At 38.6% G+C, this 12,404-nt stretch carries 12 protein-coding genes; 11 read left to right on the top strand and 1 reads right to left on the bottom strand.

All coding sequences use genetic code 11. The features are described from left to right. Positions 1-380 precede the first annotated feature (380 nt). Positions 381-1,313: an alpha/beta hydrolase gene (locus BIV60_RS27395; protein ID WP_177177417.1), complete on the bottom strand. Its 933-nt coding sequence runs from the start codon at positions 1,311-1,313 to the stop codon at positions 381-383. Positions 1,314-1,487: 174 nt separating this feature from the next. Between BIV60_RS27395 and BIV60_RS27390 the strand changes: the two genes are divergently transcribed. The 11 genes from BIV60_RS27390 to BIV60_RS27345 all read left to right on the top strand — a co-directional run bounded on the left by BIV60_RS27390 (position 1,488) and on the right by BIV60_RS27345 (position 12,297). Then, entirely contained in the window at positions 1,488-2,075 is a 588-nt protein-coding gene (locus BIV60_RS27390; protein ID WP_071358823.1) for a nucleotidyltransferase family protein, read from the top strand. 291 nt (positions 2,076-2,366) lie between these two features. Next, positions 2,367-4,529, top strand: coding sequence for a xanthine dehydrogenase family protein molybdopterin-binding subunit (locus tag BIV60_RS27385; protein WP_071358822.1), 2,163 nt, complete (start codon positions 2,367-2,369; stop codon positions 4,527-4,529). Further along, positions 4,526-5,002, top strand: coding sequence for a (2Fe-2S)-binding protein (locus BIV60_RS27380; protein WP_071358821.1), 477 nt, complete (start codon positions 4,526-4,528; stop codon positions 5,000-5,002). Before BIV60_RS27385 ends, BIV60_RS27380 begins: the two co-directional genes overlap by 4 nt. Next, positions 4,987-5,856, top strand: a complete 870-nt coding sequence (locus BIV60_RS27375; RefSeq protein ID WP_071358820.1) for an FAD binding domain-containing protein — start codon at positions 4,987-4,989, stop codon at positions 5,854-5,856. Before BIV60_RS27380 ends, BIV60_RS27375 begins: the two co-directional genes overlap by 16 nt. A 32-nt stretch (positions 5,857-5,888) precedes the next feature. Beyond that, complete coding sequence (locus tag BIV60_RS27370) at positions 5,889-6,674, top strand: XdhC family protein (RefSeq protein WP_256218568.1); 786 nt, start codon at positions 5,889-5,891, stop codon at positions 6,672-6,674. Positions 6,675-6,846: 172 nt separating this feature from the next. Next, complete coding sequence (locus BIV60_RS27365; RefSeq protein WP_071358818.1) at positions 6,847-7,953, top strand: glycosyl hydrolase family 18 protein; 1,107 nt, start codon at positions 6,847-6,849, stop codon at positions 7,951-7,953. 181 nt (positions 7,954-8,134) lie between these two features. After that, positions 8,135-9,061, top strand: a complete 927-nt coding sequence (locus BIV60_RS27360; RefSeq protein ID WP_071358817.1) for a glycoside hydrolase domain-containing protein — start codon at positions 8,135-8,137, stop codon at positions 9,059-9,061. 176 nt (positions 9,062-9,237) lie between these two features. Further along, positions 9,238-9,789 carry a BA5345 family protein gene (locus tag BIV60_RS27355; RefSeq protein WP_071358816.1) on the top strand — a complete coding sequence of 184 codons (552 nt, stop codon included), beginning with the start codon at positions 9,238-9,240 and terminating at the stop codon, positions 9,787-9,789. Between the two features lie 515 nt (positions 9,790-10,304). Next, positions 10,305-11,354 carry an acyltransferase family protein gene (locus tag BIV60_RS27350; RefSeq protein WP_071358815.1) on the top strand — a complete coding sequence of 350 codons (1,050 nt, stop codon included), beginning with the start codon at positions 10,305-10,307 and terminating at the stop codon, positions 11,352-11,354. 139 nt (positions 11,355-11,493) lie between these two features. Beyond that, positions 11,494-11,664: a hypothetical protein gene (locus tag BIV60_RS29985; protein WP_177177414.1), complete on the top strand. Its 171-nt coding sequence runs from the start codon at positions 11,494-11,496 to the stop codon at positions 11,662-11,664. Positions 11,665-12,006: 342 nt separating this feature from the next. Beyond that, the gene (locus tag BIV60_RS27345; protein ID WP_071358814.1) at positions 12,007-12,297 is read left to right on the top strand and encodes an IDEAL domain-containing protein; all 291 of its coding nucleotides are present in this window, start codon (positions 12,007-12,009) and stop codon (positions 12,295-12,297) included. Positions 12,298-12,404 lie beyond the last annotated feature (107 nt).

The following is a 12,404-nucleotide window of genomic DNA, read 5'->3' as shown; positions in this document are numbered from 1 at the left end:
GAGCACAGTTGCCCTAACCTAAAAATCATCTCTAACGATTCCAGACGTGGAGGAAACAAGGAAAATGATCGATATAAGACCGAATCCGGCCAATGAGGAAGTGATCCAGCGAGTGCTGGCAAAGATGAGAGCCATTTTGGGAATTGTTAGGGAACAGTCCAACGGGCAGCGTTGAACTCGGATTCTTAAGCAATGTGGTTAGTTTGTGAATTTAGAAGAGAGGAGGGGTAGTCCCTTATTCGAAAACGAATTGCTGGAGGTGTAATCATGGCTGCGGCGATACTGGTGGCATTTAATTATGGAAGAAAAAACCTCGCCTGTACTGTGGCGAGGTTTGCATGGACATCGATGGTATAACATGCCAAGGCCAGTGTCGGGCATTAGGCAAGCTTTAAGTACTTATTTAGAAACTGGAGAACACGACGCTCATACTCTTCTTTATTCAAAAGATACGAATTAATATGTTCACCTTTTTCCGTCAGCCACAATTCTTTATAGTTATTTTTTGAAATGGATTGAACAAGTTTTTCACTCTCGCTATAAGGAATAGCTTCATCCGTTTTACTGTGGATCAATAAGAAGGATTTTCCTTTCGTGTTTTTCACAATATTAATTGGTGAAACTTCAGCGGGGTCAATTTTGAGGAGTTTTCGCATGGAATGATAAATAAGCGGTGTAAAAGGCCTTTTTGGTAATTTGGTCCAATAAGAAAGATTTTCTTTTAAAAAAGCTTCTAAATCACTAAAGGGACTGTCGGCAATGATGACGGATACCGCAGGATGTTCGCATCCGGCAATAAGTGCAGTTGAAGCACCCATACTCCATCCAAGCAGAGCAATCTTTTTCTGCTTTTTTTTCTGAATGGAATACTCAATCGCTGCATATAAGTCATGCTTTTCATAGTACCCCAACCCTGTGGTTCTCCCTTTCGATTTACCTGCATTGCGAAAATCAAACATAAGCACATTATATCCTTGTTTCGAAAGAGCTTTGGCGAGCTGCAGCCCTTCAATCCCTTCCATGGCACGTTCATTCATATAACCGTGTGCAGTGATGACGGTTTTTTTGCTTTCCTTAGTAGCGGCAGGAATCCACCAGCCAGACAGCTTTACTTGATCTTTTCTGCTGAAAAATTCAATCTCTTCGAATTTAAGTCCGTAGTCCTTGGGGTTTTTTGTGGTTTTTGCCGGGAAGGGATGAGTGAGATAAAGTCCGATTCCAAGAGGGGCAAGAAAAAATACAGCGGGTGCTGCTATAAGCGGTCCCCATAGTGATTTACCTTTTTTACTTTTTTTCTCCTTCTCCTCACTCAACATCAACTCCTCCTTTCCTTTTTAATTCATCGGTACTTTATCATATGTTGATGGACATCAAAACGGAAAAGCATAATGTCCCATTTTATAAAAAGCAAGTGAGGAGTAATCGTCTAGTAAAGACAGAAATATATTAAGATGATCAAAGAAAATGTCATGGAAAGGTGGGGGGAAATGGAAGCTGTCGTCCTAGCCGCTGGATATTCCAGCCGAGCGAATGCATTGAAAATGACTTTGCCACTAGGGCAAATGACCGTGTTGGAGCATACGATTTCTAAATTTGAAGGATTATGCAGCAGAGTCATTGTCGTTGGCGGGTTTAAAGCGGAACTCATCCAACAAGAAGTGGAAAAAATCTACAATACAAATGCCTTTTCATTTCAGATAAAGTTTGTTTATAATGAAAACTTTCATCAGGGAATGTTTACTTCCATTCAAAAGGGAGTGAGCGAAGTAATTGCCCCAAGCTTCTTTATAACGCCTGGAGATTGTCCGCTTGTTAAAAAAGAGACCGTCCAGCTACTAGCAGAACACAAAGGGAACGTAGTGATTCCCAGCTTTAACTATAAAGCTGGCCATCCGATCAAATTATCAAGCGAAGTGAAACAGAAGATTCTCGATACTAATCCAGAAAGTAATTTGCGTGAGGTCCTGGGAGGTATCGAAAAGAAATACATGAATGTTGAGGATCCGGGAGTACTAATGGATGTTGATACGCCAGATGATTACCAAAAAGCCATTGAATACTATGATAAAGTGTAAATTTCTCGAGGTAATGTAGCGAAGCGAGGCTATATGTGCCTAAGAAGGAGAAAAAGTGGCTGATGATGGAACGTAGCGGGTTGCCACGTCCCCAAAAAAGAGAAAAAGTTTGTATTTTCCGTTTTATTAATACAGCGTGATTCGATCAGCTTTCCAACTCGAATCAAGCTACATTTTTATTAGAATAAAAATCAATCATAAAATATCATGCTCATTGATAAAATCGTAGGAAGAGGGTTTCTAATATTAATAATGTCTAATTTAAAAATATGAGTCGAAGGGTGTTGTTGCATGAATCTAAAAGACATAAGCACCTCAGTGCCCAAAAAGGACCATAAAGGTAAAGTATCGGGCCAGTTGCCCTATATTAGTGACTTGAAAGTAGAAAATATGGTTTACGGTGTTTTGGTTCGATCGCCCATAGCCTATGGGAAAATCATATCCATTAAATTACCAAGCCTTCCGGAAGGTTATGAAGCAGTTGGAGCCGAGCATATTCCCGGACCGAATTATGTCAAAATTATCAAAGAAGATCAGCCCATTTTTGCCAATGAGTGGGTTAATTATATTGGTGAACCGATCCTCATGCTCGTTGGCAAAGACCTGAATATCCTGTACCGTTTGGTAGATGAAGTGAAGATTGATTTTGAAGAACATCAGGCGATCTATACATTAGACGAAGCCATCCAACAAAAATCAGCATCCGGGGTTGTTATGGCAAGCTATGAATTTGGTGAAGGCTTGGAAATTATTTCAGCGATCGAGCATGGAGCCCACAAAATCATTGAAGAAGAATATAATACAGGTTATCAGGAGCATGTCTACCTTGAGCCACAAGGAATGCTCGCCATTTATAAAAAGAATGAAATTGTCGTCCAGGGATCCATGCAATGTCTTTATTATATAAAAAATGCCTTGCTAAACGCTTTAGCCTGTGATGACGATGAAGTCAGAGTAGTTCAAAGCCCTACTGGCGGTGGTTTTGGCGGTAAAGAAGAGTATCCTTCGATGATGGCCTGTCACGTTGCTGTTGCTGCAAACGCAGTCAAAAAATCGGTTATGCTCGTGTATGACCGTTCTGAGGATATGCTGGTAACGACGAAAAGGCATCCGGCCAAAATTAAATATCGAACATCCCTTGATCAGGAAGGAAATATCTTGAGCATGTGTGTCGACCTCTTTCTCGATGCCGGAGCGAATGAGGGATTGAGCTCTGTCGTGCTGCAGCGTGCCTTATTAAACAGTGCCGGTGTTTACAAAATACCACATTTTCATGCAAAAGGCTTTGTCTTAAAAACCAATACCGTTCCGAACGGTGCCTTCAGAGGCTTTGGTGCTCCACAAAGCTTTGCCGGAATCGAAAGTCATATGGGACATCTTAGTAAACTAGCAAACATCGAGCCACTGGAATACAAACGAAAATACCTCGTCAAACAAGGAGACCCCACCATAACAAAAGGTAAATTCCGCGACCCAATATTAATGGAAGAAATGATTGAAGACCTACTCAACTCCTCAGAATACAAAAAGAAAAAAGAAGACTTTCAGCGCAGCAATCAACAAAATTACCGCTACAAAAAAGGCATAGGAACTTCGCTCTTCCTTCACGGTTGTGGATTTACAGGCAGCGGCGAACGTGATCATATTAAAGCTACGGTGAAGCTGGTGAAATCAAAGGACGGCAAGGTTATGCTAAAAATCTCTAATTCTGATATGGGACAAGGAATTTATACGACGCTGAGTAAAATTGTCGCCAAAGAACTCGACCTCCCATATGAAAAAGTTTTGTACCCTACTCCCGACACAAAAGAGGTTCCCGACTCCGGTCCGACCGTCGCCTCCAGGACGACCATGATCGTCGGAAAATTACTGGAACGGGCTGCAAAAAAACTGAAGGCTCAGTGGAAGCCGGGGGTGGAACAGGAAGTAATAGAGAATTATGTTCACCGCGAAATGATTCCATGGGACGAGAAAGCCTTCACCGGAGATGCCTACCCGGCTTATTCATGGGGCGTGAATATCGTGGAAGTCGAAGTGGATACATTAACAGGAAATATAAAGTTAGAAAAAGTTTACGGCAATTATGAAGTTGGGAAGGTCATCGATGAACGGATCATGAAAGGCCAAATTGACGGCGGTCTCGCTCAAGGATTAGCTTACGGTTATCTAGAAAAAATGACGTCAAAGCAAGGCAGAATCCTGCAAAAAAGCATATCGGATTATGGACCGCCGACTTCATTGGATGTGGTTTCAATCGAAAGCAAGGTCTTTGATAATCCCTATGCGGATGGTCCATACGGGGCGAAGGGCGCAGGTGAATTGACGTTAATCGGCGGCGCTCCAGCAGTTCAAGCTGCAATCGAGGAGGCACTTCAAACTACTTTTCAGCAAATTCCGATTACACCGGAAGTCATTATCGAAAGTCTATGGACGAAAGAAGGGGAAGAGGGTTGATTAAATTTACTCTTAATGGAAGAACGGTAGAAACGGATGCCCCTGCCACTGTAAGATTACTAGATTTAATAAGAGCGGAATTTGAATTAATCGGAACAAAGGAAGGCTGCGGGGAAGGGGAGTGCGGAGCCTGCAGTGTGTTTGTGAATAACCTTCTTCAAAACAGCTGCCTGATCCCGATTGGATCGATTGAGGGAGCCGATATTCTAACGATTGAAGGAATCATGGAAACACAACAATTTAAGATTTTAGATGAGAGCTATTCCATTGCCGGAGGAGTGCAATGCGGTTACTGCATTCCTGGGATGGTCATGGCAAGTGCGGCTTTATTATCCAAAAACCCTCATCCTTCAGAGGCTGAAATCCGTGAAGGTATTTCCGGGAATCTGTGCCGATGTACGGGCTATAACATGATTGTGGATGCGATTAACCTGGCAGCTAAAAAAGGGGACGGCTTATGGCAGAAAAAATAACTGCGTATCGCTTCGATCGTTTAGACCAAACGTTGAGTCAATTGAACAAAGAAGACTGTGCCATCATGGCCGGCGGCACTGATGTCATGGTCCTTCACAAAAGTGGAAGGGGAGTTCCCCCGAAAATCCCTAAACCGATTGTGTTTATTGATCATCTTTCTGAGCTAAAACGGGTGTATCAAAATCAGAAGGATCTCCACATCGGTGCCTGCTGCACCTATAGCGAATTATTGGAAGAACCGTACATTCCCATACCCTTAAAAAACGCAATTAAAACGATTGCGGCACCGGCAATTAGAAACAGAGGGACATTGGGAGGAAATATTTGCAACGCTTCTCCAGCTGGGGACACACTGCCATTATTATATGTCTACAACGCAAAGCTTTTGTTGAGCTCCGTTCATGGTGATCGTGTCGTAGCGATTAGCGATTTTATTCAAGGTCCACGAAGGGTCGGGCGTCATCCCTCTGAAGTTTTGGCTGAAATCATCTTGCCCTCCGTAGTAGAAGAAGGTTCTCATGTTGTTTTTGAGAAAGTCGGCAACCGTAACGCAGATGCCATTGCCAAAGTATCGTTTGCAGGATATATCCGGTTAAATGGTGCTCAAATCGAAGAGGTTCGCTTTGCCTTCGGGGCAGTCGGACCTACGATGGTTCGTTTCATTGATATTGAGAAGAAGTTGGTTGGAAAGACTATCCCATTAGCCGATGCGGACATCGCTCAGATTGTGTCAGCCTTTGATAAGATCATTAAACCCATCGACGATCAGCGCTCCACTGCTTTATACAGAAAAACTGTCGCCTTAAATTTATTACGCTATTTTCTTTGCATGACGAAATATCAACCGAATTAGGGTAAATAAGGGGGGAGCTATACTTGCTGCTGATGGAAAAAGTGGCCTTGCTAGCACGTCAAAACGAAACCTTTGCTTTAGCGATGATTATTGAATCAAAGGGCTCGACTCCCAGGCATGTTGGAAAAATGATTGTCTACCGTGATGGGACGATTGAAGGCACTGTAGGAGGCGGCTTGGCTGAACACTATATCATCAAAGAAAGTGTAAAGGCGCTCCAAAAGGGTCAATCGAAAATCGTTGAATACAAATTAAATAAACATGCAAAAGATGGAATTCAAATGAGCTGTGGCGGCACATTAAGGGTGTTTATTGAAGTCTATACAAAGAGGCCAGAACTCGTTCTGGCTGGAGCCGGTCATTTAGCCAATGCGCTTTCAAAGCTTGCAGATTTCCTTGAAATTCCTTATTGCGTTGTCGATGACCGCGTTGGTTATTGTACGAAGGAACGATTTCCCAATGCGACGAACATTTTTGTGAACCAGGATATTGGGGAGGCTTTACTTGCTGCCAACCTAAATGAAAAGTCATATGTGGTGATTGTTACAAAAGATCGTGATGAGATTGTATTAAAAACGGCGCTGCAATTTCCAATTGCCTACGTTGGAATGGTTGCCAGCAAGCGAAAGGTCATAACGATTTTTGAAAAATTAAAAGGTGAAGGTGTCACGGAAGAACAGTTGGAACAGGTTCATTCTCCAATCGGATTGGAAATTGGCTCAGAAACAACAGAAGAAATTGCCATCAGTATTATTGGTGAAATCATCAAGGTAAGTAAGGAAAACAAGCCTACTAAAGTAAAACAATTAAATAGATAACTAGAAATGATAAAACACTTACAAATGTTGCAATATCAATGTTTGTAAGTGTTTTTTTGAGTTCTCTACCTGTACAAAAGAGTGTTGGTTTAGGGTTTTACAAATATTTTTTTGTATGTAATTCCTATTCATAGCTAAAATTATGTATACATATTAGAAAAGTAGGTGCACTATGTCGCGTAACGGTTATCGATCATTCACCATCATTTCTTTATGCATTTCTTTTTTACTTCTGACATCCTGCAATCAGTCACAAAGAAAAGAGGAACATAACACGAATAAACCTACACGTGAAGTTTTAGGTTTCTACACTGAACAGGAAGGAACATACCCAGGGTCCCAACCTACAGTTAATTCACAATTCACCCATTTAAGCATCATTGCACCCTTTTGGTATAAGCTTGATGATAAACGTCCAGGAAGTCTTATAGACTCCGTTACAGCGGATCATAAGCGAAAGGTTATAGGGAGTGCTCATGAAAAACACCTGAAGGTATATCTGGTTGTACACAATCTTCTATATGAAACGGTTGAAAAGGGTAAGCAAGTAGCGAGTCAGGTACTCGATCACGATAAAAACCGCCATGTGTTCATTCAAAACTTGCGAAAGGAAATGAATCAATACAAATATGATGGGATTAATATTGACATGGAAAATTTGTATTTGTCTGACCGAGATTCCTTTAGTCTGCTGATTAAAGAATTGTCTGATGCAATGCATCGTGATGGAAAGGCAGTGACGGTTTCAGTCCCGGCAAACACAGGTGATTCCCGTGCGAATCCATGGTCACCTTGGTTTGATTACGCAAAAATTGGTCTATATTCAGATAGCTTAATGGTTATGACTTACGATGAACATAATCCCAGAACAAAACCCGGGTCAACGGCATCGGTCGATTGGACCGAAGCAACCATTCGTTATGCCTTGAAACAGGGAGTAGCATCATCAAAAATTTTACTTGGTATCGGAGGTTATGGATGGGACTGGGATACAACAACAAACAAAGCCCTTTATAGTTCCTACGCCCAGGTAATGGGGAAGAAAACAAAATTTAAAGCGAAAGTTAAGTGGGACTCCGCTACACAAACACCTCACTTCGGTTATGTAGATGAAAAACATCATAGCCACCAGGTTTGGTTTGAGAATAGCTCCAGTTTACGGGTTAAACTAAACCTTGTGGAAAAATATAACCTGCGAGGCATTGGGATTTGGCGCCTCGGCTTAGAAGACCCTAAATACTGGACAGCCATATCCCAAAAAATAAAAGTGAAAAAATGAGGGAGGGAAACTTCCAACCCCTTAAATTTTTTGGAACACTCTTTTTTCAAGACTGAACCAAGTACTATTGTTGAAATAGATTTTGGTTGATATCCTTTATCGAGAATTTTAGTCGTATTGGGATTGATATCCTATCAAAGTCTTTCGATAAGGTTAATATCGAAAAAGGAGAGGATAAGGAATGACAAGGAATGGGTTGGACTGTGCTACAAAATTAACGGCTTCATCTGCAAAAACCTTAAAAGATTTAGGTTTTTCTTACGTGGCCAGATATCTCGGTAATAGTTGGAAAACATTTGATGCAGCTGAAGCAAAGATAATTCATGAGGCAGGATTAAAGCTAATCAGTATCGCTCAAAAAAGTGCAAACTATCCAGGTTATCATACTAAACCCCAAGGGATTGCGGATGCAAAGGAAGCGGAAATATACGCAAGATTAGTAGGGCAACCTGCCGAAAGTGCTATTTACTTTGTGGTAGATTTCGATGCCCAATCCTGCCATATGAAAGGGATCCTCGATTATGTAGATGGTCTTAATTCCACATTAAAAGACTACAAAGTCGGATTATATGGCTCTTATGCAGTTATGATGGCAGTAAAAGATAAAGTGGATTATTACTGGCAGACATTTGCTTGGAGCAAAGGGAAAGTCGCGGATCACATCCATAAGCACCAGTACCAAAATGATGTCAAAGTTGCCGGAATTGCAATAGATCAGAATGATATTAAAAAGGATCCAGGTGCATGGGTTGAAGCTGCAGGACCAGAACCATCTGCAGCTAAAAAGGAAGATGAAATACCAGAAAATCACATTGTAAAAGATGGAGAAAATCTTACTGTAATTAGTAAAAAATACGGATTATCAATTGACTACCTTGCTAAGTTAAACCATCTTGCCAATCCTGATTTTATTTATGCTGGGCAGCAGTTAAGATTAAAAGGGATGGTTCCTTCTGTATCAAAACCTGAAACTTATACCATTAAAAAAGGTGATACTTTTTGGGACCTTGAAAAGGAATGGAAAATGAAATATGGCACACTAAATAGGTTGAATCCGGATGTGAATCCTAAAAGACTGCAGCCAGGACAAAAAATTAGAATTAAATAACTGGGATTTGGTACAGTTTTATTTTATTCTTGTGAAATAAAAATAGCAAAAAGCCCTTTATTCGGTTGAGTACGGGGCCGTTTCGAGTGACAGTGTCGATTAGATGGGCAATGGACTTTAAAATATTGCAGGAAAATGTCTCCTTTTGTCGAAGTTAAAAGATGGAGGGGATAGGAATGAATTTTGAACCAAAGGATATTATTAGATGGGGAATACCTGGATGGATGTTTCTTGCAGTGTTAATTGCTTATTTTTCTTTAAATGATTTTGATTCGATTAAATCATTTATTTTCAATAAGGATGCGCCTATTATTGTTGCTTCTATTACACTGTTTATTGTTTCAGGGGTTACGATTGGAAATTTAATTCATCAAATTAGTCTTAGTTTAGGTTTTATTATTTGGAAAGATCGCAAAAAGCACCTTAAACATGAATACGAATTGGATAAGATCATCATTGAGAACCAATATGGAAAAGAAATTCAAAGAATTTATAGCGACAGACTTGGTAATCTTCACGCCCTAAGTGCACTTTGTTTTAGTCTGTTTCTTTCCTTATTAACAATTGGGATATTTTCCTTTACGATTAAATTTTCTACATCGATTATGATTTTACTTATAATCGTATTTTTATTAAATGTAATCGTATTTCATAATTTAATTTACTTTCAGGATCATTTAAATTATTACATTAGGAAAGTAAAAAGTGATTTTAAAGCATCCGAATAGCCAGGGTGCTTCTTTTAATGAAAATTTTTGCTTGATTATATAGAAACTGTTTTTTTATAAGTTGTATACCAGCAACAGTTGGGGTGTCTTCTGTTAATCTGGTTGCGGCAATCGCTAGACTGAAGTTTTATTGGTTATTATTGTGTAGTTATTTGAAAGTTCCTTAAATCAACGACTCCTCCATTTCAAATCAACAAACTTCCTCGGCAAATGGGGCTCCTGGCACAACCTTTACTATCAAATAAAAATTCTCACAAATTTATCCTTTTAATTAAGGTAATATTTAAACATTGTCAAAACGAATAAATAAATATTAAAAACCTTTTACAAGTAAGAAGAACGATAGAAATGGTGTTACTATGACAAATAGCCAAACAAATCTTTAATATCATTAAGTTTAAATTTTACCTATTCTTTCAATATGTGATTAAATTCACATATTATATATTTAAGATTTATGGCTCCTTAAAAATCAACTTCCGTATATGGAAATAGGATTGAGGAGGAGGAATACTATGCGTAAAAGAATTGAATGGTTGGATATAGGAAAGGGTTTAGGGATGCTTCTCGTTATGCTGGGCCATACCAATATCCCATCACCTATTAAAACGTACATCTATACATTCCATATGCCATTGTTCTTCTTTTTATCAGGTTACTTATTCAACTTTAATAAATTTCCAAATATAAAAACCTTTGTACTGAAAAGGACAAAGACATTAATTTTGCCTTATTTGTGTTTTTCCTTTGTTGCGTATCTTTGGTTTATTTTCTTATTTATCCTTAGACAAGTAGATTATGATCATAATCTAATGCTGCCCATATTAGGATCATTCATCGCAACGAGGAAATCTTTTTGGACGGTTCATACCGGTGCTTTATGGTTTATGAATTGTTTACTTTGCACGGAATTGCTTTTTTACATCCTATCGAAAGTAGGGCGTTCCAAAAAGTCCATCTTGATTGGGTTAGTTTTCCTTTCTGTTTTGGGCTGTCTATATAATAAATTAGTAGATAAACCCCTTCCGTGGAGTATCGATATTTCCTTGATTAGCGTGGGATTTTATGGAGTGGGATTTTTATATAAAGAATACAAAATGAAATTAGAACGGTATCTTTCTTTAAACAATTTTATTTTTTTCCTATTCATCAATATGGTCACTGGATACCTGAATTTCGTGTATTCCGGAGAAAGAGTGGACCTTTATAATAGTAGTTTAGGAAACATTTTCCTGTTTTATATATCGGCGTTGTCAGGGATTGGTGCGTTCATGATTCTAATCAAGCGAATGAAACAAAGCAAAACTCTCCAATATATCGGAGAAAATTCACTCATTTATTTAGCCTTCCACCAAAAAATTGTCTTTGCCTTATTTAACTTGATTATTCAAAATACCTTATTGGATTCTGAAAAACTATTCGAAATTCCTCTTTTAAAAGGTTCTTTATACACCCTGATGGCAGCTCTTATTTTAGTGCCGGTTATATTTGCTATCAAGCGTTATTTTCCCTTCATGCTCGGTAAATCAGGGATGCCAGCCGATAGGCAGTCGTTAAGTATATAAAATACTTATACATTACGGGGGAAAATAAAAAAATTTTACTAAGAAGGGATTTTCCGACAATTTGGAGAATTTATATTTTAATAATGCACGGTTCTAAAGCTTCAATTGAATGATTGATTTAGAAAAAAGGGGTGGTTCGATGAATAATGTCAGCAAAACAGGTATATACCAAAATACGGTGAAGAATCGTTGGGAATATTGGTATGTTGGTCCAAGTGAGATAAAAATCCTTGTGTCATGGTTGAGCTGGAATGCTAGTAAAGAATATGAAAAATGGGAGAATAGCTGTTTAGTTGAAAAGGCAGGATAAATCCTTTTTCGAAAATTAGTTTTACCCCATTTGTTTTAATAGGTATTTTAATTTTGAAACAAAAAAACGGAGAAGCGGCTAATTCTCCGTTTTTTTGCAGTCTAATATTATTTCTTCTTCAATTTCTTTAATTACTGCATTCTGCCTTTCACATACCGATATGCTTTTTTAATTGGTAAAATTAACATTTATCCCCTCATTAGGGACATTTCCCTAACCTTATTACATCCTACTACTACCTTTGGGAATATTCTCGTCCACTCATGAATAAATGTGGAATAAAATGAATGATATGTTTTAGCAAAAGATGATCATGTAAAAAGGTATTAGGGGTGATTTGTAATGGAAAAGAAAAAACCGTATAAAAGCACTTCATATAGTGAGGTTATGAAATTGCTTAACTCATCAAAGAAAACTCAAGATGAGAGTTCAAATCTTGATTTGTATATACAAAACGTTTTGGATGAAGCAATGGTTACCCGGCAAATTACGCTCCTAGAGGAAAAGATTGATGATGCTCTTGTATCAATGGATAAGCCCTTATTTCTTGAATTGGCCACTAAGTATAACAAATTAAGACACCGACAACAAATGTTAATTGAAAAAAGAAGGCATATATATAATAAACTATGAATATTGTTTCTTTATTCTAGCATTAGGATTATTTACTAGCGTTTCGTTAGAATTATCTGAAATAAAATTACATTAAATTTATTTTATATTAATATTGATTTTTATAT

The sequence above is a fragment of the Bacillus sp. MUM 116 genome (genome assembly GCF_001866655.1).
GTDB lineage: Bacteria > Bacillota > Bacilli > Bacillales > Cytobacillaceae > Neobacillus.
Note: the sequence above shows the minus strand (reverse complement) of the source record. Positions and strands in the feature narration are given on the sequence as shown.